18 protein-coding genes are annotated in these 20,709 nt (G+C 67.9%); 8 read left to right on the forward strand and 10 right to left on the reverse strand.

Features of this window, described 5'->3' with window-relative positions:
* The first annotated feature begins 8 nt into the window (after positions 1-8).
* The gene (locus LJ760_RS00180) at positions 9-464 is read left to right on the forward strand and encodes a MarR family winged helix-turn-helix transcriptional regulator (RefSeq protein ID WP_227918224.1); all 456 of its coding nucleotides are present in this window, start codon (positions 9-11) and stop codon (positions 462-464) included.
* Here the strand turns inward: LJ760_RS00180 and LJ760_RS00185 are convergent.
* The 3 genes from LJ760_RS00185 to LJ760_RS00195 all read right to left on the reverse strand — a co-directional run bounded on the left by LJ760_RS00185 (position 461) and on the right by LJ760_RS00195 (position 3,892).
* Positions 461-1,924 (reverse strand): MFS transporter, encoded by a 1,464-nt coding sequence (locus LJ760_RS00185; protein WP_227918225.1) that lies wholly within the window; start codon positions 1,922-1,924, stop codon positions 461-463. The two genes, LJ760_RS00180 and LJ760_RS00185, sit on opposite strands and share 4 nt — an antisense overlap.
* Positions 1,924-3,330 carry a M20/M25/M40 family metallo-hydrolase gene (locus tag LJ760_RS00190; RefSeq protein WP_227918226.1) on the reverse strand — a complete coding sequence of 469 codons (1,407 nt, stop codon included), beginning with the start codon at positions 3,328-3,330 and terminating at the stop codon, positions 1,924-1,926. Before LJ760_RS00190 ends, LJ760_RS00185 begins: the two co-directional genes overlap by 1 nt.
* A gap of 85 nt (positions 3,331-3,415) precedes the next feature.
* Complete coding sequence (locus tag LJ760_RS00195) at positions 3,416-3,892, reverse strand: Lrp/AsnC family transcriptional regulator (RefSeq protein ID WP_227918227.1); 477 nt, start codon at positions 3,890-3,892, stop codon at positions 3,416-3,418.
* A gap of 282 nt (positions 3,893-4,174) precedes the next feature.
* On the opposite strand from LJ760_RS00195, the gene LJ760_RS00200 reads away from it, so the two are divergent.
* The 6 genes from LJ760_RS00200 (at position 4,175) to LJ760_RS00225 (ending at position 10,000) form a co-directional block, all read left to right on the forward strand.
* Entirely contained in the window at positions 4,175-5,512 is a 1,338-nt protein-coding gene (locus LJ760_RS00200; RefSeq protein ID WP_231709109.1) for an amino acid permease, read from the forward strand.
* Positions 5,513-5,621: 109 nt separating this feature from the next.
* Positions 5,622-6,641, forward strand: a complete 1,020-nt coding sequence (locus tag LJ760_RS00205; protein ID WP_227918228.1) for a thiamine pyrophosphate-dependent enzyme — start codon at positions 5,622-5,624, stop codon at positions 6,639-6,641.
* A 133-nt stretch (positions 6,642-6,774) separates the two neighbouring features.
* Positions 6,775-7,740 (forward strand): alpha-ketoacid dehydrogenase subunit beta, encoded by a 966-nt coding sequence (locus tag LJ760_RS00210; RefSeq protein ID WP_227918530.1) that lies wholly within the window; start codon positions 6,775-6,777, stop codon positions 7,738-7,740.
* Complete coding sequence (locus LJ760_RS00215) at positions 7,733-8,062, forward strand: biotin/lipoyl-containing protein (protein WP_227918229.1); 330 nt, start codon at positions 7,733-7,735, stop codon at positions 8,060-8,062. The genes LJ760_RS00210 and LJ760_RS00215 overlap by 8 nt, the downstream gene beginning before the upstream one ends.
* Before the next feature lie 3 nt (positions 8,063-8,065).
* The gene (locus LJ760_RS00220; RefSeq protein ID WP_227918230.1) at positions 8,066-8,875 is read left to right on the forward strand and encodes an alpha/beta fold hydrolase; all 810 of its coding nucleotides are present in this window, start codon (positions 8,066-8,068) and stop codon (positions 8,873-8,875) included.
* A gap of 156 nt (positions 8,876-9,031) precedes the next feature.
* Positions 9,032-10,000: a serine/threonine-protein kinase gene (locus LJ760_RS00225; protein WP_227918231.1), complete on the forward strand. Its 969-nt coding sequence runs from the start codon at positions 9,032-9,034 to the stop codon at positions 9,998-10,000.
* 79 nt (positions 10,001-10,079) lie between these two features.
* On the opposite strand, the gene LJ760_RS00230 is transcribed toward LJ760_RS00225, so the two are convergent.
* From LJ760_RS00230 to LJ760_RS00255, 5 genes are all read right to left on the reverse strand, one after another.
* Positions 10,080-10,250, reverse strand: coding sequence for a hypothetical protein (locus tag LJ760_RS00230; protein WP_227918232.1), 171 nt, complete (start codon positions 10,248-10,250; stop codon positions 10,080-10,082).
* A gap of 98 nt (positions 10,251-10,348) precedes the next feature.
* Positions 10,349-11,689 (reverse strand): MFS transporter, encoded by a 1,341-nt coding sequence (locus LJ760_RS00235; protein ID WP_227918233.1) that lies wholly within the window; start codon positions 11,687-11,689, stop codon positions 10,349-10,351.
* A gap of 127 nt (positions 11,690-11,816) precedes the next feature.
* A complete protein-coding gene (locus LJ760_RS17355; protein ID WP_331460692.1) occupies positions 11,817-14,909 on the reverse strand; it encodes an SMC family ATPase in 3,093 nt (1,030 codons plus the stop codon).
* On the reverse strand, positions 14,906-16,069 hold the full coding sequence (locus tag LJ760_RS00250; RefSeq protein WP_227918234.1) for a metallophosphoesterase family protein: 1,164 nt from the start codon (positions 16,067-16,069) through the stop codon (positions 14,906-14,908). Before LJ760_RS00250 ends, LJ760_RS17355 begins: the two co-directional genes overlap by 4 nt.
* 99 nt (positions 16,070-16,168) lie before the next feature.
* Positions 16,169-17,164: an aquaporin gene (locus LJ760_RS00255; RefSeq protein ID WP_227918235.1), complete on the reverse strand. Its 996-nt coding sequence runs from the start codon at positions 17,162-17,164 to the stop codon at positions 16,169-16,171.
* A 697-nt stretch (positions 17,165-17,861) separates the two neighbouring features.
* On the opposite strand from LJ760_RS00255, the gene LJ760_RS00260 reads away from it, so the two are divergent.
* On the forward strand, positions 17,862-18,902 hold the full coding sequence (locus tag LJ760_RS00260; RefSeq protein ID WP_227918236.1) for an ADP-ribosylglycohydrolase family protein: 1,041 nt from the start codon (positions 17,862-17,864) through the stop codon (positions 18,900-18,902).
* 25 nt (positions 18,903-18,927) lie between these two features.
* Here LJ760_RS00260 and LJ760_RS00265 read toward each other — a convergent pair whose 3' ends face one another.
* Both LJ760_RS00265 and LJ760_RS00270 read right to left on the reverse strand, forming a co-directional pair.
* Positions 18,928-19,950, reverse strand: coding sequence for an exonuclease domain-containing protein (locus tag LJ760_RS00265; RefSeq protein ID WP_227918237.1), 1,023 nt, complete (start codon positions 19,948-19,950; stop codon positions 18,928-18,930).
* Positions 19,943-20,641, reverse strand: coding sequence for a DedA family protein (locus LJ760_RS00270; RefSeq protein ID WP_227918238.1), 699 nt, complete (start codon positions 20,639-20,641; stop codon positions 19,943-19,945). The genes LJ760_RS00265 and LJ760_RS00270 overlap by 8 nt, the downstream gene beginning before the upstream one ends.
* Between the last annotated feature and the right edge of the window lie 68 nt (positions 20,642-20,709).

Genomic DNA, 20,709 nt, shown 5'->3' on the forward strand with positions numbered 1-20,709 from the left:
CTGGGACAATGCATTCAACAAACGACGTCACGGCGAAACAGGCCGCCGAAGCGTGGGAATCCTTGTTCCGTGTCCAGGTCGGCGTTATGCGGCGCCTGCAGCGGGACCCGGAATTCCGGGAGCTCACCATGCGGGAGTACGACGTCCTGTTCAACCTGACGCGTTGCCCCGGCGGCTGGATACGGCTGAACGAGCTCAACGAGCACCTGCTCATCAGCCAGCCCAGCCTGAGCCGGATGGTGGACCGGCTTGAAGCCCGGGGCCTGGTGCAGCGCCGGCCGGCCGAACAGGACCAGCGCGGCGTCGAGCTCTCGCTGACTGAAGAGGGGCGGGCAGTCCAACGGCGCCTGGGCCGCATCCACGTACGTGGAATCCACGAACTCCTGACGCCGGCCTTGGACAACACCGAGCTGGCGCGGCTGAAGGAACTGACGGACAAGGTCCTGGCCAGCCTGGAGGATTAGGCGGCCGCCTCAGTCAACGGCGGATCGGCGAACGCCAGCCGGGGCACCAGCAGCAGGAGGGCCGCTGCGATAAACGCAGTCACCGAACACACTGCCCAGACCGTCAGGTAGCCCTGCAGCGGTGCCACCGTCCCGGCGTCGGCCGCTCCACTTGAAAGGGCGTCCGCAGCTGCGCCGGCCAATGCAATTCCGAAGACAGCCGAGGCGAACGACCCGCCGATGGTCTTGGTGGTGTTGGTCAGTCCTGTTGCCATGCCGGTTCGGTTCAGCGGTGCCGCCGCGGCTGCAGCCGAGGGAAGCGCGGCCACCAACGCCCCGGAACCCAGCCCGGCGATCACCATGTTCATCAGGGCCTGCGCCAGGGTGTCATGGAAAGGCAGGAAGAGCCCGTAACCGACACCGACCAGAAGCGAGGCACCCACCAAGGTGTTCCTCGGCGTGGTCCGCCGGGCGGCCAAGGGGAAGAGCAGGGCGCCGGCGAGCAGGGCGAAGACGTAGGTGCCGATGATGATGGACACCTGCGAGGCCGCCAGCCCCAGGCCGTAGCCGTACAGCGCGGGATCGGTGCGGGCGAAGGTGGACATGGGCGCCTGGGCGCCGAGCACCGAAATACCGAACAGCCCCGCGGTCAGCTGGACCGGCCACATGGACGGGCTGCGCAGCATCCGGAAGTCCACCAGCGGATCCTTCTGCCCGAGCTCGTACCGGACAAAAGGAATGAACGCGGCGGCACCGGCGGCAAGGACGGCCCACACCCACCAGGTATCCGGACCGTTGATCCGCAGGAAGGTCAGCCCGGAGGTAAGCAGCAGCAGCCCGAATGCCAGCAGTACGAAGCCGGCGCGGTCCACGGTGCCGCCGTCCAGGGAGCTGGATTCCGGCACCCCGAAGTGCACGGCAAAGATACAGAGCGTCACCGCGGCGGCGGGTACGCACAGCGTGAGCCAGAGCGGGAGGTGCTCCACGAGGACCCCGCCCAGCAGGGCTCCGCCGATCACTCCCAGCTCGAGTGCGCCGACCAGCAGGCCTGCCGCCTTGCGGGTAAGCACGGCACGGTTGGGGGTGTGGCGCACCCGGCTGAAGATCAGGGCGATCTCCATCGGCAGCCAGACCACGTAGAACCCCTGGAGCGACCACGCGGCCAGGAACGTCCAGAAATCCGGTGCCACGGCGACTCCCCAGGAAGCCGCCGCCGTCAGGACGGTGGAGACCAGCAGGATGCGTTTGTGCCCGTAGATGTCCCCCAGTTTGGCCAGGATCGGCACGGCCAGGGCGCTGAGCATCAGCTGGGCGGATTCAAACCAGTTGACGTCGCCGTCGTCGATCCCCAGGTGGCGGGCAATGTCGGTGAGCAGCGGCGTGTAGTAGCCCTGCAGGATGCCGCTGGTGATTTCCACCAGCACCAGGAACCCCACGAGGGGGCCGATCATGCGCAGCCCGGGCAGGGACGGCGCGGACATCAGAGCGCACCCATCAGGGCCTTGTAGAACGCGATGCCCTCGCCGAACGTTTCGATGCCCAGCCGTTCGTTGTCGGCGTGGATGCTGGCCCGGTCAGCGGCACTCATCCGGAAGGGGGCAAAGCGGTACACCGCATCGCAGATGGAGGTGAAGCGCCGCGCATCGGTTCCGCCAAGCATGATGTACGGCACCGGGACCGCATCCGGGAAGCAGGTCCGGATGGTTTCCTCCAGCAGGGCGAACTGGGCGTTGTCCGTCGCGGAGACCGGCGAGGGCTCATTGCCCTCCACCACGCGCAGGCTCACCTTGGGGTCCCGGATGATCGACCGCAGCCGCGACACCGTGGACGCCACCGTCTCGCCCACGGCCACCCGGATATTGGCATTGGCCGTGGCGCGCGTGGCCAGGATATTGGATCCCTTGCTTCCCCGCAGCTGGGTCACGGCCACGGTGGTGCGGGTCATGGCGTTGGGCTCCCCGCCGAGCAGGCCGAACACCCGGGTCAGCGCCCCGCGCAGGTGCTTGGCATTGCCCAGCACCGGACGCAGCGGCAGCGGCGCCGAGCCGGAGATCCGCTGGATCATTTCCACGCTTACATCCGGAAGCGACGCCGGGAAAGGACGGCGGTCCAGGCGGACGACGGCGCGGGCCAGGCGCGCCGTTGCACCCATCCGGTTCGGCGTGGACGCATGCCCGCCGGCGTCGTCCACCGCCAGCTCGACGTCGAGGATCCCCTTTTCGGAGACGCCGACGACGGCGAGCGGCACAGACACGAACGGGAACGCGCCCGAGGCCACCGCTCCCCCTTCATCCAGCACCAGCCAGGGGCGGATACCGCGTTCCTCGAGCAGCGCCGCCGCGGCAGCAGCCGTGTCACCGGCGGTTTCCTCGTTGTTGCCGAAGGAAAAGTAGATGTCCCCTACAGGCGCGAACCCCTCGGCGAGCAGCTGTTCAGCAGCTTCCAGCACGGCAGCCAGCGCCCCCTTGTCATCGAGGGCGCCGCGGCCTTCGATGGAGGTTTCCGTGATGGTGCCGGCAAACGGCGGGTAGTCCCACCGCGACGGGTCCTCCACAGGCACCACGTCATAGTGGGCCATCAGCACCGCGGGACCCTTGCCGTCCGGCGTATCGCCGGCCGCGCCGGCCGCGGCGTCCGCCGAGGCCGCCGAGGCCGTCCCGGGCCAGCGGTAGAGGAGCCCGAACCCGTTGACCCGTTCCAGCTTCAGGGCGGCGGAAACCAGGGGAAAGAGTTCCGGCAGCGCTGCGATAAAGGCCTCGAACTGGTCCGGCTCCACTTCCTCGGGCACCCGTGAGGAAACGGTGCGGTACGTGAGGAGCCGGGCGAGCTTCGGGGCGGCCGCGCGGCCGAGTGCAGCGGCGGATAGCGCCGAGGGAGAGCTGGGCATGGAGCGAGTGTAGCGGCTGTGCGGTGCGTCACTGTCCGCCGCGGCTCAAGATTAAGTTACCGAGTGGTAACCATATGTGGGCGGGTTAGGCCTCCGGGGTTGCTGCGGCATTCAGCAGTGGCAGCATCCGCCCTTCGAAGTGCGTGTTCAGCACAATCACCGAGGAAGTCCGCAGCACGGTGTTGGTGGCGACTATCGCGTCGATCACCCGCTGCAGATCAGAATTGGACCGCGCGGCCACCCGTGCCAGCAGGTCGCTCTCCCCCGAGACGGTATGCACCTCCTGGATTTCCGGAATCCGGGACAGCGCCGCAACCACAGCGTCGTGGCCGGTGTCCTGGCGGATGGTGAGCGAGCAGTAGGCCACGACGTCGTACCCGAGGGCCTCGGCGTCGATCCGCGGACCCCACCCGGCAATCACACCCGTCTCCTGCATCCGGTCCAGGCGGGCCTGGACCGTGGCCCGGGCAACGGCGAGCCGGCGCGAGGCCTCAAGCACCGACATCCGCGGGTTGTCGGTAAACAGGGTGACGATACGGGCGTCCAGCGCGTCGGTGGGCATGGGGTCCTTTCCGGGACTAAGCACAGACAGTGTACAAATTGTAGAGGCAGCACGGCCCACCGCCGGAACCGAGGACACACAAACCGGCCTTAAGATGGAATCCGGTGTACAGTCCTGCGGCGGCATTCGCGCCCGCGGTCGGTACGCACCGGCAGCCAATCCGTTCGTTCTAAGGCCTCTCCCGTTATGCCCAGTTCTGCCCGCCCGTCCAGCACTGATACTGCACTTCCGGCCGGGGAACCGTCCGGACCGCGGAAGATGCAGCCGAGGCACCTTGTCCTGATGAGCCTCGGCAGTGCCATCGGCACCGGCCTCTTCGTAGGGTCCGGCGAAGGCATCGCAGCGGCCGGTCCGGCAGTGCTGATCTCCTTCCTGATCGCCGGAACCATGGTGATTCTGATCATGCGCATGATGGGCGAGATGGCCGCGGCCGACCCCAGCAGCGGTGCGTTCTCCGTGTACGCCGAGAAAGCCCTGGGCCGCACGGCGGGCACCACGGTCGGGTGGATGTGGTGGTTCCAGATCGTGATCGTCATAGCCGCGGAGGCCACGGCCGCTGCGGCCATCGTCGCCTCCCTGGTCCCCGGCGTCGAGCAGTGGATGCTGGCCCTGGCCTTCATCATCGTGTTTACCGCAGTCAACCTGGCCGGGGCTGCCAGCCTGGGCGAATTCGAGTACTGGTTTGCCATCCTGAAGGTTGCGGCCATCATCATCTTCCTCGCGGTCGGCGTCGCCTTCGTGGCCGGACTGCTTCCCGGCGTCCCGTCGCCGGGCACCTCCAACCTCTTCGACAACGGCGGGTTCATGCCCAACGGCCTGACCGGGGTGGCCTCGGGACTGCTGCTGGTGGTCTTCGCGTTCGGCGGCACCGAGATCATCACCATCGCCGCGGCGGACACGGAGGAACCGTCCAAGAACATTGCCGGAGCGATCAACTCGGTGATCTGGCGGATCCTGGTCTTCTACATCGGCTCGGTGCTGGTGATGGTCACCGTACTGCCCTGGGACAGTGAAGCGCTGAGCACCGGCCCGTTCGTGGCCGTCCTGCATGCAGCGAAGGTACCCGGCGCGGACACGGTCATGGCGGTCGTAATCGTCATCGCGCTGCTGTCCGCCATGAATGCGAACCTGTACGGCGCGTCCCGGATGATCTACTCCCTGGGCGAGCGCGGCCGGGCTCCGGCAGCACTGGGCCGCCTCGGCTCCGGCGGAGTGCCCCGCCGGGCCGTGCTGGCGTCCGTGGTCTTCGGCTTCATTGCCGTGGCGCTGAACTACCTCTACCCCGACACGGTGCTGATGATCCTACTCAACACCGTCGGTTCCACCTGCCTGGTGGTCTGGGGCATCTCCATTGTTTCCCAGATCATCCTGCGGCGTCGGGCGGAAGCGGCCGGCGTCGAACTCAGCTTCAAGATGTGGGCCTTCCCCTGGCTCTCCTACTTCGCGCTGGCCCTGCTCGCGGGAATCGTGGTCCTGGGCTTCTTCGACCCCGATGTACGGATCCAGCTGCTGGCGACGGCAGCCCTCAGCACCGTGCTGGTACTGCTCGCCTGGTCCTTCGAGCGGCGCAGCGCCGCCAAGGCCCGCACCGCAGCCGAGGACCGAGCCGCCAAGGCCTGATAGGCAAACTGCCAAGCACATCCGGCGACTGAACGCCACATTTGTACAGACTGCGTCATGTTCCGCACGCTGTTTGCTCACTGTGGCGTGAACCACTAAATTGCGGACTATGGACAATAATCTGCAACCAGCGGCCCTGCCGGCGGAGGAACTCCGGGAGCTGTACCGCCTGGTCACCGCCGTCCGGCAGCTGGACCTCGCCGCGATCGCCTGGCAGCGCCAAGGCATCATCCCCGGCTATGCCCCGGAACTGGGCCAGGAAGCCGCCCAGGTGGGCAGCGCCTTCGCCATGGATCCCAAGCATGACTTCGTTTTCCCCACGTACCGGGAAATGGGCGTGGCGCTCACCATGGGCGTGGACATGACCGCCTACATGTCCACCCACAAGGCCAGCTGGCACGGCGGACTCTACAACCCGGTGCAGACCCGGCTCGCCCCGATCCAGGCAGTGGTGGGCGGATCCGTGCTGCACGCCGTGGGCTGGGCGCACGGCCAGACCCTCGCCGGCGACCCCGGCGTGGCACTGACCTACTTCGGCGACGGCGCCAGCTCCCAGGGCGACGTCCATGAAGCAATGAACTTCGCAGGGGTCCTTAAGGCTCCGGTCATTTTCTTCGTCCAGAACAACGGCTGGGCCATTTCGCTGCCCACCGAGGCCCAGGTGGCCGGCGGAACCGTCGCCGCCCGTGCCGCCGGGTACGGAATGAAGGCCATCACCGTGGACGGCAACGACGCCGCCGCCGTCGTCCTCGCCACGCGCGAGGCCGCCGCTCACGCCAGGGCCGGACACGGACCGGTACTGATCGAGGCCATGACCTACCGCCGCGGCCCGCACTCCACCAGCGACGATCCCGGCAGGTACCGCAGCCTGGCGGAGGAACGGCGCGACGAAGGCGTGGATCCGGTCCAGCTGCTGGCGGACCGGCTCCTGTCGGAAGGACTGGCGGACGCCGACTTCCTGGACGCCGCGCTGCAGGACGCCAAGACCAATGCTGACGCCGTCCGCGAGGGAGTCATGGCGCTCGGCCCGCGTCCCGGGCGGGAAATGTTCGACTTCGTTTTTGCCGAGCCCACCGAAGCACTCAAAGCCCAGGCCCGCGCCTGGCGGGAGGAATCCGAACATGTCTGAGCAGCTCAGCGACGCCGTGGCGTCCTCCGACCTGGAAGCCGCTGCCCGGAACACGGAGCAGACCGCCGCGCAGGAGCAGTCTCCCCTCGCCCCGTCCCCCGCGGACGGCGACGGCCGGGTGGAAAACCTCTCGATGCAGGCGGCGCTGAACCGGGCACTGGCCGAAACCCTGGCGGAGGATCCCAAAGCCGTGGTCCTGGGCGAGGACGTGGGACGGCTGGGCGGAGTCTTCCGCATCACCGACGGCCTGCAGAAGCGCTTCGGGGAGGACCGCGTTTTCGATACCCCGCTGGCGGAATCGGGCATCCTGGGCATGTCGGTGGGGCTGGCCATGGCCGGGTTCCACCCGATTCCCGAGGTGCAGTTCGACGGCTTCGCGTATCCGGCGGTGAACCAGATCGTCACCCAGCTGGCCCGGATGAACTACCGCAGCCGGGGCACGATGCCCATGCCGGTGACCCTGCGGGTCCCCAGTTTCGGCGGCATCCGCGCCCCCGAGCACCACGGCGAGTCGCTGGAGGCGCTCTTCGCCCATGTGCCGGGATTGAAGGTGGTTTCCCCTTCCAGCCCGCACGAGGCCTACCACCTGCTGAAGCATGCCGTAGCCGTTCCGGACCCGGTGATCTTCATGGAACCGAAGTCCCGCTACTGGCAGAAGGGCGACGTGTTCCTGGACGACGCCGGACCCCTCGAGGGTGCCAAGGTGGTCCGTCCGGGCAAGCACGTCACGCTGGTGGCGTGGGGCGCCATGGTGGCCCGCTGCCTCTCCGTGGCCGAGCTGGCAGCCGAGGACGGCATCGAGGTGGAGGTCCTGGACCTGCGGTGGCTGAAGCCGATCGACGCCGAGGGCTTGGCCGCCTCCGTCGCCCGGACCCGGCGCGCCGTCGTCGTTCACGAAGCGCCTCTGACCTCCGGCCTCGGCGCCGAAGTGGCCGCCCTGATCACCGAGCGCTGCTTCGATACCCTGCGCGCTCCGGTTGGGCGGGTCACGGGATTCGACGTACCGTATCCCTCAGGCGACCTTGAAGATGAATACATCCCGAACATCGACCGCATCCTGTTCGGGATCCAGCGAGTATTGGAGTACCGGCGTGGCTGAAATCCCCTTCCCCCTTCCCGACCTCGGCGAAGGCCTGATCGAGGCCACCGTGCTGGAGTGGCTGGTGTCCGTGGGCGACCAGGTGGAACGCAACCAGCCGCTGGTCGAGGTGGAAACCACCAAATCCGCGGTGGAGCTGCCCTCCCCGCAGGCCGGACGCGTTGCCCGCACCTACGGCGAGCCGGGTGAAACGATCAACGTCGGTGAGCCGCTTATTGTCTTCGAGGTTCCGGACAACACCGCCGGCATCGTGGGCACGGTGCCGCAGGAAGCTCCGGCACGCCGCCGGGTCCGACTGACCGCCGCGCTGGACGAGGATTAGGCAGTGGCGGATTACGGCTCCCTGGTGGAGGGCACCGACCCCCGCCTTTCGGTGGAGAGTATCAACCCTGCAGGCGGTGCTGCGGGCACGACGGCGCTGCGTCCCGTACTCCTGCTGCACGGCTTTGCCTCCAATGCGCAGCTGAACTGGCATGACTCTGGATGGATCACCGCGCTGACCGCCGCCGGACGCCGGGTCATCACCGTGGACCTGCCCGGCCACGGCGGCAGCGCAGCACCGGAGGACCTGGATTCCTACCGCCCCAGCCGCATCCGCGCGGACCTGTTGCAGGTACTCCAGGACGCCGGCGTTTCTCCGCTGGCCGACGGCGACCCTGCCAGCGGCCTGGACGTGGTGGGGTACTCCCTCGGTTCCCGCCTCGCCTGGGAATTCGGCGCGACCCAGCCCGAACTCGTGCACCGCATGGTGCTCGGAGGGCCGGGAAGCGGTGACCCGCTGGCGGACTTCGACCTCGATGCCGCCCGTGAAGCAGCAGCGGGCGGGGCACCGGTGGCGGATCCCCGCACCGCCGAACTGCTGCGCATGGCCCAGCTGGTTCCGCAGAACCGCCTGGCCGCCCTGTTCCGGATGATCGAGGCCATCAAGGAGGAGCCCTTCTCCCCCGCAGCGGCGGTTCCGTCCATGCCGCTGCTCCTTGTCGCCGGGGAACGGGATGACCTTGCGGCGACGGCGCCCGAGCTGGCCGCCCTGAGCGGGCAGGCCGAGATGCTATCGCTTCCCGCCCGCACCCACACCAACGCCGTGACCTCGCGGGCATTCAAAAACGCTGCGGTGGAATTCCTGGCGGGCTAATAACAGCTTGGTCACGACGGCCGGTTATCCCGTCAACATTTCCGGGTGCACGCTAAGATGAGAAGGCTAGTGGACTCCCCTGACATTAATCAGCCTACTGATTAATGTTCCGGGAGATACCCTGCTTTCATCTTTGACCCTCAAGGGAGGACACCCGTGGATGTACTCCTGGGGCATCGTTACCGCACCACCGAACTCATTGGGTCCGGCGGTGCTGCCGCCGTCTACCGCGGGGTCGACGAGAACCTTGGGCGGGAAGTGGCCGTCAAGCTTTTCAACGCCGGGTTCCGCGAGGATGACGAAACCCGCCGCCAGCAGATCGAGATGCAGCTGCTGGCGACCCTGAACCACCCTGGCTTGGTCACCCTGCTGGACGCCGGCGTCAACGTTGACGACGAGGGCCGCAGCTCCAGCTTCCTCGTGATGGAGCTGGTGGACGGACCGGACCTGCGCGGGCTGCTCAAGGAAGGTCCCCTCTCCTCCTCCGCAACGGCGGCGCTGGGTGCTGATCTGGCCGATGCACTGAACTACGTGCATAGCAACGGAGTGATCCACCGCGACGTAAAGCCTGCGAACATCCTGCTTTTCCCCCAGGAAGACATGGACACCCGCCTCTACCCGAGGCTCACTGACTTCGGGATTGCCCGGATGGTCGAAGCCACCGTTGCCACCGCCAACGGCGCAACCATCGGAACAGCGAACTACCTGAGCCCGGAACAGGCGCAGGGGGCTGCCGTGGATCCGCGGACCGACGTCTACTCGCTGGGCCTGGTGCTCCTGGAATGCCTTACCGGAGAAAAGGCCTTCCCCGGTCCGATTGTGGAAGCAGCCGTGGCACGTCTGCTCCGTGACCCCGAGATCCCCGAGTGGGTGGGACCGGAGTGGACGGGCATCCTGCGGGCCATGACGTCCCGCCTGGTGGACGCACGCCCCGAGGCACATGAAGTGGCAGTGGCGCTTCGTTCCCTGGCTTCTGAAGCCATGGTGCTGGACGGACCTTCGGCTGTTCCTTCGCCGGACTCCGCGTTCAGCGATCCGGACACCGGGGAATCCGCAACGGGCGGCGTCACCACGGGGAACATCTATATTCCGGCGCCGCCGCAGCACGCCCCCAGTCTGGGCTAGGCCGGACGGGCCGGAGAAGACATAAAAAACGGATCGGTCCTGCTGGACCGATCCGTTTTTCGTCGAGGGGCGGAAGAGGCTATTTGCCGTCGCCGGCCGCTTCATCCTCTTCGGGCTCGAAATTCGAGGCTTCCTCGGTGCTCGCAGCCGAAATACCGTCCTCGCTCTGGGGGATGGTGCCTTCGGGACCGCCCTGCGAACCCGTCTTCGACTGATCCCCCTGGCCGGCTTCCTTTTCGGTATTTCCCATGGTGTTTCTCCTTTGTGGTGCTCGCTGGCCTACTTATTCGATACTAGGCCAACCGTGGCCCGGCCAACACCTGCGGACGGATCAGGCAGCTGTCCTGTTCAGGCTGCAGGGCGTTTGCGGGCTGCGCGGACAGCGACCAGGCTCAGCAGCAGGAGCGCTGCCGCCGAAGCGGTCGGAACAATAAAGGCGTGGCTGTATCCGAAGGAATCTGCCAGCCCTCCGGCCACAGATGAACCCAGCGCCGTGCCGGTGACGACGCCGCTGGCCAGCAGGGTCATCACGGTGCCCATCAGTTCGCGCGGGGCCACGATGGCGCCGATGCCGAAAATGCTGACCATGGTGGGTCCCACGGGAAGACCCAGGATCAGCAGCACAACCACCATCATGCCGATGCTCGAGGGCAGGAACAGGAGCAGGGTAAACGCCAGCATCGCCGCGGCGCACAGGACCCAGCGGCCGGCGGTGCCGAAGCGCTCGGGCCAGAAGGCCACGGACAGGGCGGCGACGGCGGAACTCAACGCCATGGCCGCGTAGATGAGGCCGGCGGACGTGGCCATGTCGAAGCTGCCGGCAAACGCCGTGAGGCTGGTCTGGGTGGAACCGAAGAACGAGCCCATGGCGACCATGCCGAGCACCGGAACCATGATGAGCAGCCACTGCGGACGTTCCCGCGGGGCCGGGGTTTCCGGATCCAGTCCGTCACCTGCCTGTGTCGCTCCCTTGCGGGAAATCTTCGGGCGGCGCGAGGTGGGGACAACGTGTTCCACCGTGTGGTGCACGGCAAAGGCGGTCACCATGGTGGCCGTCAGCACCGCCGCCAGCACAAGCGGCAGCCAAGGAGCGACGGCGGCGGCCAGCAGGCCCACGAGGGCCGGGCCGAGCACGAAGGTCAGTTCGTCCGCGGTTCCTTCGTAGGCGAGGGCGGTGTCCATCTCGCGGCCCTGCGGACGGCGGGCGGTCATGGCCATCCAGCGGACGCGTGCCATGGGCCCGACCTGGGGGCAGGAAGCACCCATAAACAACGCGGCCGCAAGCATCCAGAACGGCGCGTCGGCCGGGTCCAGGAGTGCAGCGGACAGCAGGAACAAGCCGATGGCCACGGGGTTCAGGACCGCGGTGCCCAGGAGGACGGGACGCTGTCCGATCCGGTCCGCCAGGTACCCCAGCAGCGGTGCACCCACCGCGGATCCGACGCCGACGCCGCCCGCGGCGAGGCCGCCGAGCGCGTAGGAGCCGGAGACCTCGGTGATCAGGGTCAGGGCACCGACAGTGAGCATGGCCAAGGGAAGCCGTGCGAGGAAGGCGATGGGGAAGAACGACTTTCCCGCCAGGGCAAAGATGGCCTGGTAGCGGCCGCCTGCGGACGGGGTTTTCGCCGGGTCGGCAGGGGTGGAGTCAGGACTTGGTGCCTGAACGGGGGTGGAGGTGTCTTGGGTCATGGTGCGGTATCCAGATACGTCGAACCGCGCACCGTCCCCCCTCCCGGTGCGCACGACCCGTGTAACGGGTCAATTTTACCCATCCCGAGCCGGTGGACCTAACCGGAGACCCCCACCGACGGGAACATCAGTGGATCAGGGCCTCACCGGCGCTGTACCGGACCGAGGAACCGTTGCGGCCCTTGAGAATCTGGAGCTGCGCCGGGATCCGTTGTTTCATTTCCGCCACGTGGCTGACAAGCCCGACCACCCGACCGCCGTCGCGCAGCCCTTCCAGCGCGTCCATGACCTGCTCCAGGGACTGCTCATCGAGGCTGCCGAACCCTTCATCCACGAACAGGGTTTCAATGTTCACGCCCCCTGCTTCCTGCTGGACCACGTCAGCCAGCCCCAGGGCAAGGGCCAGGGAGGCCATGAAGCTTTCGCCGCCGGAAAGGGTGGAAGTATCCCGGTGCTGGCCGGTCCATTCGTCGGTGACGTGCAGGCCCAGGCCGGCCTTGCGGTTGCCGGACTTGGAGTCGCTGTGCACCAGCGCGTACCGGCCGCCGGTCATGGCCGCCAGCCGTTCCGTGGCGGCCGCAGCCACCTGCTCCAGCCGGGCTGCCAGGACGTAGGTACTCAGCGTCATCTTGTATTGGTTTTCGCCGCCTCCCCGGGCAGTGTCCGCCACCGACTGCAGCAGGTCCCGTCGGGCGCGAAGCGGCGCAGTGCGTTTAAGCGCCGCCTCCAGCTCGGCGGAGTATTCCGCGAGCCGCACGGCCGAGCCTTCCAGCAGGCGGACGAGCAGGGCGGCCTCTTCCTGTTCCTTCCGTGCAGCCGCGGCCGCCTCTGCCGCCTCTGCCACGTCTTCCTCGTCCGGCACAGCCAGTGGCTCCCCCGCGGCGTCGTCCGGTCCGGCCGCTGCCTGGGATTCCCGCCGCAGCAGCAGCCTGCGGCCCTGCTCTTCCCAGTTCGAAACAGCCAAGGCATAGGCGTCTGCGGTGGCGGTGTCGAGCAATGCAGCCTCAACCTCCGCGGCCGAGGCGAAGGCTGTTCCGGCCAGGGCTGCTTCCAGTTCAGCGCTGGCGCGGTCCGACTCGTCTTCGGCAGCGGCAGCCGCGCCTGCTGCCTCGCGGGCGGCGGCGGCAAGCTCCGCAAACAGCGTCAGGGACTGGACCCGTTCGCTGATGCTCGGGAAGCCCTGGAGCGCCTCCCGTATGCGCCCGGACAGTTCCGCCGCCTGTTCGCGGGCTGCGGCGGCACGCGAATCCGCCTGCGCAGCAGCGATGAGGGCCTCGGAACGGGCGGCCTCGGCGGTCGCCAGTTCCGCAGCGATTGCCGTAAGGCGGCGGTCCGCTTCGGCCAGTGACCGGACGGCACCGCGGGCATTCTCCAACTCTGTACGGGCCGCATCGAGCTGCTCCTGTGCGGCGGCGGCATCCCCTGCACCGCCGCGGGCGCGGAGGGCTGCGGTTTCCTCGGCAGCGGTACCGGCCAAACGCCGGGCTCCTTCGTAGGCCGCTTCGGCCTTGCCCGCGCGTGCCTTGGCTGCCTGCTCGGCTTCGCGGGTGACCGGAGCCTCGCCGTCCGGCAGTGCCGCCGGACGCGGGTGCTCGAGTCCCCCGCAAACCGGGCACGGCGCGCCGTCTGCGAGTTCCTGTGCCAGCTCCGCAGCTGCCTGGTCCAGGCGTGCCTGCAGCAGATCCTGCCAGTGCTGCCGCAGATCCTGATACTCCTGCCGGGCATCGGCAGCCGCCGTCGCGGTCACTGCCGCGCGCTCGTTGGCAGCGGCATAGCCACTGATGGTCGCGACCAGTTCTTCGGCGGCAGCCAGGGCGGTTTCTGCCCGCGGTTCCCCTTCCGCCAGCCGTCCCAGCGCCGCGGCTTCAGCGGCCAGTTCCGCCTCTTCCGCCCGCAGGGAGTCCAGCGATGCGTCGGCGTCGGCGGCCTGCACCCGGTACGCTTCCGCAGCGTCCTGCTCCGCTCCGGCGCGGGCGAGCAGGGCGACGTTGCGTTCTTCGTCTTCCAACGCCGCGCGTACGGCTGCGAGGTCCGCACCGACGCGTGCCTCCAAACCGTCCGGCAGCGGTGTCCCGGCGGCCGACGACACAGTGTAAGACGCCACAGCGTAGACAGGGGCCAGCACATGCTCGGCCAGCGTCGCCAGGGTGCCGGAAGCCTGGGTGCGGCGGTTTTCCGCGCGCCGGGCGGCGGCTTCCGCGGCCCGTACGCTGCCTGCCAGCAGGGAAGCGGCAGCGTGGGTCGCCAGCGCGGCCCGCTGCGGCTCAATCTGCGCTTCGGACCGGGCATGTTCTGCTTCGTCCCGGATCAGCTGCTGCAGGGCCACGCCGCGGGCACGCCTGTGCTCGAATTCCTGCAGGTGCTTCTCAGCGCTTTCCCGCGCCGTCATCAGCTCCGCGAGTTCCTTGCGGGCCGCGGCAGTCCGGGAGTCGAGCTCCGCCTGGAACTGTTCGAGCTCCGTTTCCCCGCCCTCGGCCTCGACGCCGCCGTTATCCGGCCCGCTGCCGTCTGCCAGTTCGCTGCCGTCTGCCAGTTCGCCGCGGTAGCGCCGGATTTCGTCACGTGCACGACGCAGCACGTGCTCGGACTGCTCCTGCGCCGTGTCGAAGCGGTCGGTGGCCTCGACAAGCTCGGCCTTGAGGCGGCGTTCAATGTCTTCAAACCGGGAGGTGCCGAAGAGCTGCTGCAGCAGCTGCTCCCGCGAGGCAGCATCGGCGCGCAGGAACGCAGCGAAATCCCCCTGGGGCAGCATCACGACGCGGGTGAACTGGTCCCTGTTCATCCCGAGCAGCTCGGTGATTTCCGCTGAAGCTTCGTCGTTGCGGGACGACTTCTGGACCCACGCGCCGTCAACGAATTCACTCAGCAGCGTTTTGGCCTGCTCGGTAACGGTGCTTTTCCCGCCCGCACGCTTGGCCGGACGCTCCCACTGCGGGCTCCGGACAACTTCGAAGCGACGGACCCCGGAACTGAACTCGCAGACCACTTCGGGTGCCGTGTCCTGGGCAGCGTGGTCGCTGCGCAGCCGGCGTCCCTGCTGGCGGGCCCCGGGGACGGTGCCGTAGAGGGCGAAGCAGATGGCGTCGAGCACGCTGGTCTTCCCCGCACCCGTGGGTCCGTTCAACAGGAAAAGCCCGTGGGCGCCCAGCTCGTCGAAGTCGATAACCTGCCGGTCCGCGAACGGGCCGAAGGCCTGCATTTCCAAGCGGTGGATTCTCACTGGGCTGCCTCTGCTTCGCGGACCTTGCCCAGGATTTCGATGAAGAGGTCCTTTTCCTCATCCGCTGCGCTGCGCGAGCGGACGTGCTCAAGGAAGCCGCAGCAGATGTCGAGATCGTCAGTCGCCTTCGCCAGCCGCTGGCTGTAAGTCTGGTCCGGTCCCCGGGCACCGCCCTCCGGGTCGAAAGCCAGTACGAGGGTGTCCGGGAAGCGGCTGCGGAGCAGTTCCATGGCTCTGGCAGGCCGCTGGCTGTCTGTCAGGGTGACCTGGCAGTAGGCATCCTGGGCCTCGGCAAGATCCGGGTCCGCCAGGAGATCGTCGAGCTTGCCGCGCAGCACCGCCAGCCGGCGCCGGGCCGGCCAGGTGACCGCCTCTACGGAAGCGAGGCCGCCGCCGTCGAACTCCAACAGCCATCCGCCCTTGGCCTGCCGCGCCTCGGAGAAGGAATACGGGAGCGGGGAGCCGCTGTAACGGACCGCGGGGCTCAACTGCTGGCGGCCGTGCAGGTGTCCCAGGGCTGTGTAGGAGAACTCTTCGAAGAGGTCCAGGGGGACGGCACCAAGACCGCCCACCGCGAGGTCGCGTTCGCTGTCGCTGCTGATGCCGCCGCTGGCGAACGTATGGGCCATCACTACGGATGCGACGGGAGCCCCGGCCTCTTCGCGGGCAAGAACGTCTTCGCGGATCCGCCGTACTGCTGCCGCGGTGACGGAGAAATGGTTCGGGACCTCAACCCCCAGCTCCCCGGCGGCGAGGCGGGGCTCCAGGTACGGGATGCCGTAGACGGCCACCGGACGGCCCTCGGCGGGCAGGATCACGGGCCGGGCAATGTCCTCATACCGGGTGCGCAGGTGCACGCCGGCCCGCTCGAAGAGTGCGCTGCCAAAACCCAGCCGGGCGGCGGAATCGTGGTTGCCGCTGGACAGCACCACCACCGCGCCGGCACCCGTGATGCGTTCCAGTGCCGAATCCAGCAGGCGCACGGTGTCCACCGCCGGAAGCGCCCGGTCATATACGTCTCCCGCGATCAGCACGGCATCCACCCGCTGTTCCCGGACAGTGTCCACCAGGCGGTCGATGAAGTCCGCCTGGGCATCGAGCATGCCCACGCCGTGGAAGGATCGGCCCAGGTGCCAGTCTGAAGTGTGCAGTAAACGCATGTCTTAAAAACTACAGCCCGGCTCCGACAGTTAACGGATCGGGGGCAGCGGCGTGTGCCGCTGCCCCCGGGGGTGTCCTGCTGTTAAGTGCCTTAGGTCCTAGGCGCGGTTGCCCGGCGTACCGTCCTCCGGACGGGCGGTGCCGTCGGCAGGCTTGTCGAAGAAGCCGCGTGCTTCCTCGTCAACAACCGGCTTCGTGCTGCCGGTTGCCGGCTTGGTGACAACGGGCTTCACGGTATCGGCGTCGTCCGTATCCTCGCCCAGCTCGGCGGCGGCGGCGTTGTTGCTGTGTGCGTCGATGGTCATGTCCACGCTCCGGAAAATCAGGCCGGCAATCACTGCGCCGAGCAAGGGTGCAACCCAGAAGAGCCATACCTGTTCCAGCGCCCAGCCTTCGGAGAAGATGGCGACGGCGGTGGAACGGGCGGGGTTGATACCGCCGTTGGTGACGGGAACAAGGACGGTCAGCAGGACGGCATAGGTCACGCCGACGGCGAAGGCGCCTGACACGGCGAGGGACTTGCGGGAGCCCGTGCCTGCCTTGCGGGACGCTGCGCCGAGGAAGACGGCGGTCAGCAGGGCACCGGCAACAACCTCCATCAGCAGCGCGCTGGGAAGCGGGAAGAGGTTCGTCGAGTGCTCGCCGTAACCGTTGGCCGTACCGCTCAGGAACTGACGGGCCTGCTCACCGATCTGGTCATGGCCGGTGATAACCACCCACAGGATCGCAACACCGAGGATGGCGCCGACCAGCTGGGCCAGGATGTACGGCAGGACGAACTTCCAGGCCGTGCGTCCGGCCACTGCGCTGCCGAGCGTGATTGCGGGGTTGAAGTGGCCGCCGGAAATGTAACCGAAAGCCACCATCGCACCGGCAAGGGCCAGGCCGAAGGCCAGCGGCGAGCCGATGCCGCCACCGGCGGTGTTGCCGAAGATGGCAATCCCGATGCCGACGAAGAGAAGCAGGAACGAACCGATGGCCTCGGCTACCGTCCGTCCGACAAACCCGTAGTTGTAGCCACCGTTCGCAGGCGCTGCATCGCGGGCGGGCACTGCGGCCCGGGCTCCGCTGAGTGGTAAGGACTCAGATGACATGGAAGAAGGATTCCTAACGTGTGGGTGGCGGCACCGGATTCACGGCTGCCGGTATAAAACAGAAGCGGTACTCGGCATGGCCTGCACCAAACGGTACGGAAGCGGGACATGCGCGGACTCACTACAAACTACCCCACCGTGTCAGCGCAGCCTGTTAACTTCCTGAATTTGCCCTGTACGCCACTGGGACGCTGTGCTTCCTGGACCCCGGCCCTGCGCTCCTATCGGACACAGGATCCCACCCGGTGGTGCTGCTGTTGCCAGTGGGACCACACCAGCGCACACCCGCCCCACACGCTGGGACGCTGTGCTGCCAGGACCCGGCAGAGCCCGGGCCCGGCCCCGAACCCGGCCCCGAACACAGGATCCCACCCGGTGGTGCTGCTGTATGTACGGATTCCCGCCGATTGTCCCCGCAAGGTGTCCGAATCCCCGCAGTATGTCCGGATCCCCGCACCGCGCGGCGCAGGAATTGTCACAAACCGCGGGGATCGCGACAAACCGAAGGGCTTTTCCCGACCGATGCGCCCTGCTGATCCGCGCACTGCCGGTGGGACTACAGGAGGGCGCTCCAGCCCCACACGCTGGACGCTGTGCTGCCAGGGCCAGGTCGGCCCGGCTCCTTAGCGACACAGACCCCCTGCCCCCGCAACCCGGCGCCGACATCCCCCTCCGGAGCCGGCATTATGCTGGAAGAGTGATCCCCGAACCCGCTTCCGCTCCTGTTTTCCTTTCCTCCGCTGCCCTGTCGCCGAAGATCCGAGGCTGCCTGCTCGGCGGCGCATTGGGCGATGCCGCCGGCCATGCCTCCGGGGAGCCCGCCGTCTCCGGCACCTCGATCACCGCGGATACTGAGCTGGCCCTGTATTCCCTCGACGGGCTGCTTGAGGCGATCGAATGGGCAAATCAGGGAGTGGGAGCGGACGAGACGGCGTGCATCTGGCTGGCCTATCTCCGCTGGATGCGGGGCCGAGGCCTGCCGCTTCCCGAGAACGGCCCGTCGCCGCTGCCCCGCCCCATCGATGCGGAGCCGCTGCTGCCGCCGGCCGGAACCGAGCAGTCCGCAGACCTGGATCCCGACGTCCTGCAGGCGCTCTCCACCGGGGAAATGGGTACCCGGCAGCGCCCGCTCAACACCGGTGTCGACACTCCTGCCGCGCTGGTGCGCTCGGCTCCGTTCGGACTGCTCCCCTATGTCGGGACCGAAACGGTCTACAAGCTGGCCCTTGACGCTGCCTCGCTGACGCACGGACATCCTTCGGCCCGGCACAGCGCAGCAGTCTTCGCGTCGATGGTGCACGGCCTGCTGGCGCCGCGGGCAACGCTCCGCAGCGCGGCAAAGGAGGCGTTGGCGCAGGCCCGCGCCAACGGAGTTCCGGAGCTCGCGGACCGGCTGCAGGCGGTACTGGCCGACGACGGCGGTGCGGGCGCAGCAGGCGCCGGCACCTCGGGCGGGACGCCCACATCGGAAGAAGCACTGGCGATCGGACTGCATGCCGCCCAGGCCGTGGAAGACGCAGCGGACGCCGCCGTGGGGGACGGGGACCCCGGTGCCGCAACAGCAGCTGCCATCCAGGACGCGGCGACGGCAGGCGGCGCGCCGGCCGCCGTCGTAACGGGAAGCCTGCTGGGGACCCGGTACGGCACCCTTCCGGAAACCGGCCTCGACGCGCTGCGGGAGCGCGGCGTTATTGAGAACCTGGCCGCGGGGTTCATTGCGGCCACGGTCGCACCCTAGGAAATTCTCCCGGCGCCTGGTCCCGCTACTGCGATGCCCGCGGCCAAATGCCGCCTAGGGTCTGCAGGAATTCGGCTTCCGACAGGACTTCGATGCGCTGGCCGCGCTCGTGCAGGTCCAGCACCCGCCGTGCCTTGCCGGTCAGCCGCCCGCTGCGCAGGTCCCCGGGCTCAAAGCCGTCCCCGACCACCAGCACACTGGTGGCGCGGGTGACGTTGCTGGCCGTACGGGCACCCACCTCCGCCGCCCGGTCCTTGGCGGCCTGCCGGGCCATGCCCAGGTTGCCGGTGAACACAACAGTCTGGCCGAACAGCGGATGCGCCGGGTCCGCCAGCGGATTAGGCGGCGGATTCTCGCCCTCCGACGGCCAGCCCTGCCACCCGCCGCCGGCCGCGGCCGCAGCCGGAGTACCGGTCCCCCGGGCCAGGGCATCCCTCGTGGCCTTGGAGAGCGGGTGCTGCCCCGGCACGTAGGCCGGCAGGTGGGACGCAGGCCGGCCGTCGCGCAGGAAAAACTCCGGCATGGACCGGGCGCCGCTGCGGCGGGCAATATCCACCATGATCCCGGCGCAGGCGCGTGCGTCCTCGGTGGCGTCGTGGTGGTTCAGCAGGGGCACTCCGGCCGCTTCGGCGGCAAAGGGCAGTGAATGCGAAGGCAACTGGTAGGTGCGCCGCGAATGGACGACTGTGCAGGTGTAGTCATACGCCGGTCCGGCCAGCTCGGAGACCTCCAGCGCGGAACGGATAACGCCCAGGTCAAAGGCGGCATTGTGCGCCACCAGCAGGTCATCACCGATGAAGGCGCCGATCTCCGGAAAGAGTTCACCGAACCGGGGAGCTCCTGCCACCATCCCGGGTTCAATGCCGTGGATCCGCACGTTACGCGGGTCAAAGTAGTCGTGCCCCTCCGGAGGCCGCATCAGCCAGGACGCTTCCTCGACTACCTCTCCCCCGCGGACCCGGACGAGGCCCACCGAACACGGCGAGCCGCGGAAGCCGTTGGCTGTTTCAAAATCTATTGCGGTAAAACTGAGCCCTGCCTCAGGCATTGCCGCGGGCCGCCTGCTTCCGCCGGGAGCTACGCACCTTGGAAACCACGAACCATACCGCCGCGGCAATTACCGCCACGATGACGATCTTCTGGAAAACGCCGGCGTACTCTTCGACGATGTGCCAGCTTTCACCCAAGTAGTAACCGGCCGCGATGAAGATTGCGTTCCAGATCAGGCTGCCTGCAGTGGTCAGGGCCGTGAAGGTCAGCAGGTGCATCCGTTCGATGCCGGCAGGTATCGAAATGAGGCTGCGGAACAGCGGGATCATCCGGCCGAAGAACACGGCCTTGTTCCCGTGCCGCCCAAACCAGGCCTCGACTTTGTCCACGTCCTCCAGGTCCACCAGCGGCACCTTCGCCACCAGCCTGCGCATCCGGTTCCGGCCCAGCCACGCGCCGAGGCCGTAGAGCGCCAGGGCCCCGACGACGGACCCCAGCGTGGTCCAGAACAGCGCGGCGGCAATGGAGAAGTTGCCCTGGCTGGCGGTGAAGCCGGCCAGCGGCAGGATGATCTCGCTCGGCAGCGGGGGGAAGAGGTTTTCCAGGGCGATGGCCAGCCCGGCGCCGGGAGCGCCGATGGTTTCCATCATGCCGACCGCCCAGTCCGCCACACCCCCGAGGGCTGAGGGGTCGCCTGAGGCTTCGGCGAGGACGGAGGTGGCTGGGGTAACGGCTTGTGTAATAGTCATCTCGCGCTCAATTCTGCCCTAGGCTCCCTGACAGGGAAGAATCCGGGTCGCATTCCCGGGCGTGTTTG

Source organism: Arthrobacter sp. zg-Y895 (genome assembly GCF_020731025.1).
Taxonomy (GTDB): domain Bacteria; phylum Actinomycetota; class Actinomycetes; order Actinomycetales; family Micrococcaceae; genus Arthrobacter_B.

Bases quoted from the DNA above. Each gene is read 5' to 3' on its own strand.
- LJ760_RS00180 (WP_227918224.1), top strand. From the start codon at position 9: ATGCATTCAACAAACGACGTCACGGCGAAACAGGCCGCCGAAGCGTGG.
- LJ760_RS00185 (WP_227918225.1), bottom strand. From the start codon at position 1,924: ATGTCCGCGCCGTCCCTGCCCGGGCTGCGCATGATCGGCCCCCTCGTG.
- LJ760_RS00190 (WP_227918226.1), bottom strand. From the start codon at position 3,330: ATGCCCAGCTCTCCCTCGGCGCTATCCGCCGCTGCACTCGGCCGCGCG.
- LJ760_RS00195 (WP_227918227.1), bottom strand. From the start codon at position 3,892: ATGCCCACCGACGCGCTGGACGCCCGTATCGTCACCCTGTTTACCGAC.
- LJ760_RS00200 (WP_231709109.1), top strand. From the start codon at position 4,175: ATGAGCCTCGGCAGTGCCATCGGCACCGGCCTCTTCGTAGGGTCCGGC.
- LJ760_RS00205 (WP_227918228.1), top strand. From the start codon at position 5,622: ATGGACAATAATCTGCAACCAGCGGCCCTGCCGGCGGAGGAACTCCGG.
- LJ760_RS00210 (WP_227918530.1), top strand. From the start codon at position 6,775: ATGCAGGCGGCGCTGAACCGGGCACTGGCCGAAACCCTGGCGGAGGAT.
- LJ760_RS00230 (WP_227918232.1), bottom strand. From the start codon at position 10,250: ATGGGAAATACCGAAAAGGAAGCCGGCCAGGGGGATCAGTCGAAGACG.
- LJ760_RS00235 (WP_227918233.1), bottom strand. From the start codon at position 11,689: ATGACCCAAGACACCTCCACCCCCGTTCAGGCACCAAGTCCTGACTCC.
- LJ760_RS00250 (WP_227918234.1), bottom strand. From the start codon at position 16,069: ATGCGTTTACTGCACACTTCAGACTGGCACCTGGGCCGATCCTTCCAC.
- LJ760_RS00255 (WP_227918235.1), bottom strand. From the start codon at position 17,164: ATGTCATCTGAGTCCTTACCACTCAGCGGAGCCCGGGCCGCAGTGCCC.
- LJ760_RS00265 (WP_227918237.1), bottom strand. From the start codon at position 19,950: ATGCCTGAGGCAGGGCTCAGTTTTACCGCAATAGATTTTGAAACAGCC.
- LJ760_RS00270 (WP_227918238.1), bottom strand. From the start codon at position 20,641: ATGACTATTACACAAGCCGTTACCCCAGCCACCTCCGTCCTCGCCGAA.